Origin of the sequence: Kitasatospora sp. NPDC004799 (genome assembly GCF_040609095.1) — a bacterium.
GTDB lineage: Bacteria > Actinomycetota > Actinomycetes > Streptomycetales > Streptomycetaceae > Kitasatospora.
Window position 1 is genome coordinate 1 of record NZ_JBEXJK010000686.1, and the last position, 2410, is coordinate 2410.

A 2410-nucleotide genomic window follows, 5' to 3' on the forward strand; every position below is an offset into this window, starting at 1 on the left:
GCCACCCAGGCCAAGACCGCCAAGCCCGACCTGCTGTTCGTCGCCTGGGCCGGGGCGCCCGGCAGGCCCATCAGCCCGGGCACGGCGTCCGGCGGGGCGAGCAGGGTGGGCGCCGGCTCGGCGGCCGGGGCGGGCACCGGCGGGGCGGGCGGGGCGGCCGGGGCGGGCGCGGCAGCCGGGGCGGGCACAGGAGCCTGCGGGGCGGCGGTCGGCGGGACCGGGGGCACGCCGTAGCCGCCACCCGTCGGCGGCATCAGCATCGTCGCGGCCTCGGCACCCGCCGGCGCGGCGGGCTCCGGCAGGTCCGAGCCGGTGATCCGCAGCCCCTCGGGCATCAGAACGGTCGCGGCCCCGTCCTCGGCCGACGGCTGCGAGGGCTGCGGCTCCGGGGCCGCAGCCGGTGCAGCGGCCGGAGCCGCCTGCGGAGCGACGGGCGGCTCCTCGGGCCCCGGCGGCGGCGCGAGCATGGTCGGCGCGTCTCCGGCGGGCCGGTCGGAGACGGGCGGCTCGGTCAGCACGGCCGGCGCGGGCCGCGGTGCCGGAGCGGGCGGCTCCTCGACGGGCGCGGCAGCGGCAGTAGCAGCGGCCGGAGCCGGAGCCTCGGCCGCAGCACCCTGCGGGCCGGCCGGAGCCGTCCCGAGCCGCTCCGCCTCCGCCGCGATCGCCGCGGCCCCCGCCTCCTGGAGCCACTGCGGCGGGCTGAGCAGGAAGGAGGTCGCCTCCACCGGCCCGGGCGCGGGCTTCGCCGCCCCGGCCGGGTTGGCCGCCACCGGCCGCCCGTAGACCTCCTCGTACTGCCGGACCACCTCGTTGACCGGCAGCGCGGGCCACAGCGTGCTGGCGCCCGAGTCCCGGGCGATCACCAGCCGCGCCTCCCCCGAGCCGCCGCCCGCGGCACCCGCACCGCCCGAGCCGTCGGCCGGGCCCGCGGGCGTCACCGCCCAGCAGACGAAGCCCAGGTCGAACTCCCGGACCCGCACCTCGCGCTGCTGCGAGCGCGGCACCCCGCCGTTGATCCACTCGTCGGCGAGCTCCTGCGCCTGCGCGTACGTCACCACGCCCGGTTCACCCCTGTCCGCATCCTCTTCGTCCCCCGTTCCACCGACTCCACCGCGACCACCGAGACCACGCGCCTCAGCCCACCGGGACGGCCCGGGCGAACCCGCCGTCCACCATCAGCGCCGCGACCGTCTCCAGCTCCGGCGGGCTGCCCGCCAGCCGCAGCAGGAAGGCGTCGAAGTCCTCGCCGCAGGGCAGCAGCAGCCGGGCGCAGCGGTCCTCCGGGGCCTCCGGGGCGCCGCTGTCGCGGGCGTCGTCGTACAGGTGGAACCAGACCGAGCCGGCCCGCTCGCCGCGCACCTTGAGCGCGACCAGGCCGCCCTGCGCGTAGGCGATGCCCAGGTAGTCCTTGGTGAGGTGGTCGCGCAGGCACTTGTTGGCGTACACCAGGTCCTCGGTGCCGTACTCCTCGGTGAGCGTCAGGAACGGCTGGTCGAGCAGCAGTCCGAGCTCGGTGTCCAGCGCCACGCCGACCGGGGCGCGGCCGCCGCCCAGCTTGAGGAAGGTGCGGTAGGCGTCGGGCAGCCGGTAGCCGAGGCGCTGCTCGGCGCGCTGCACCAGGTCCTCGGGGACGCCGATCGGGTCGCCGCCGTCCATGGCCAGCGCGAAGTGCACCGGCCGGCGGTCCTGCAGCGGGCGGGTGCCGCGGCGGTTGTGGTCGGCGGCCGAGGTGGCCAGGCCGCCGTGGTGCCGCAGCAGCGCCTTGACCTCGACCGGGACGAGCTCCATCCGCCGCCAACCGGGGGCGGCCCGGCCGACCGCGTGGTGCCAGGTCCAGCCGGGCGGGGTGGCGACGGCGGTCGGGAGGTCGGCCCAGAGCGGGTGGCCCTGGGTGTAGAGCGCGGCGTTGGCCGAGACGTAGTCGGTCAGCCGCAGCTCGTCCACCCCGAAGCCCTCCGGCGGGTCGGCGACCTCGGCCGCCGCGGCGGCGTACGGGCCGAAGTCCGGGAAGCCGTACTCGTCCACCCTGACCCCGGCGGGGTGCCGCTCCGCGCGGACCGGGTCCGGGAACTGCACCACCTGACCTGCGTACGCCGCGTTCGGTGCGGCGGCGACGCCGGGCCGACCTGTCGTCATCTGGGAGCCCCCACTGGCTGCTGCAAATACGGTGCTTGCTGGGCACCAGCCTAGGGCCTGCCTTCAACCCCCCGTCGTCCGCCCGGAGGGCCCGGGGTTCGCACCCGGACCCCGCGCCGCGATCGCCCCCCGGGGTCACGACCGCCCGCCCAGGGCGTGTCTGACGATTCGCGTTGGACCAGCGAGCGGCGTTGGGGTGCGTGCATCGCAAGGCGGAGGTGGGGGCACCTCCCGGCCGGAGGCTGGGGGCGGAGCCACTGCGGTGGGGGCACCT

The 2410-nt window shown here is 78.0% G+C and carries 1 protein-coding gene and 1 pseudogene; both read right to left on the reverse strand.

Going from position 1 to position 2410, the window contains the following annotated elements:
• A pseudogene (locus tag ABZW03_RS39890) lies at positions 1-1058 on the reverse strand (hypothetical protein); the annotation flags it as partial.
• Positions 1059-1134: 76 nt separating this feature from the next.
• A complete protein-coding gene (locus ABZW03_RS39895; protein WP_355269648.1) occupies positions 1135-2136 on the reverse strand; it encodes an SMI1/KNR4 family protein in 1002 nt (333 codons plus the stop codon).
• Positions 2137-2410 lie beyond the last annotated feature (274 nt).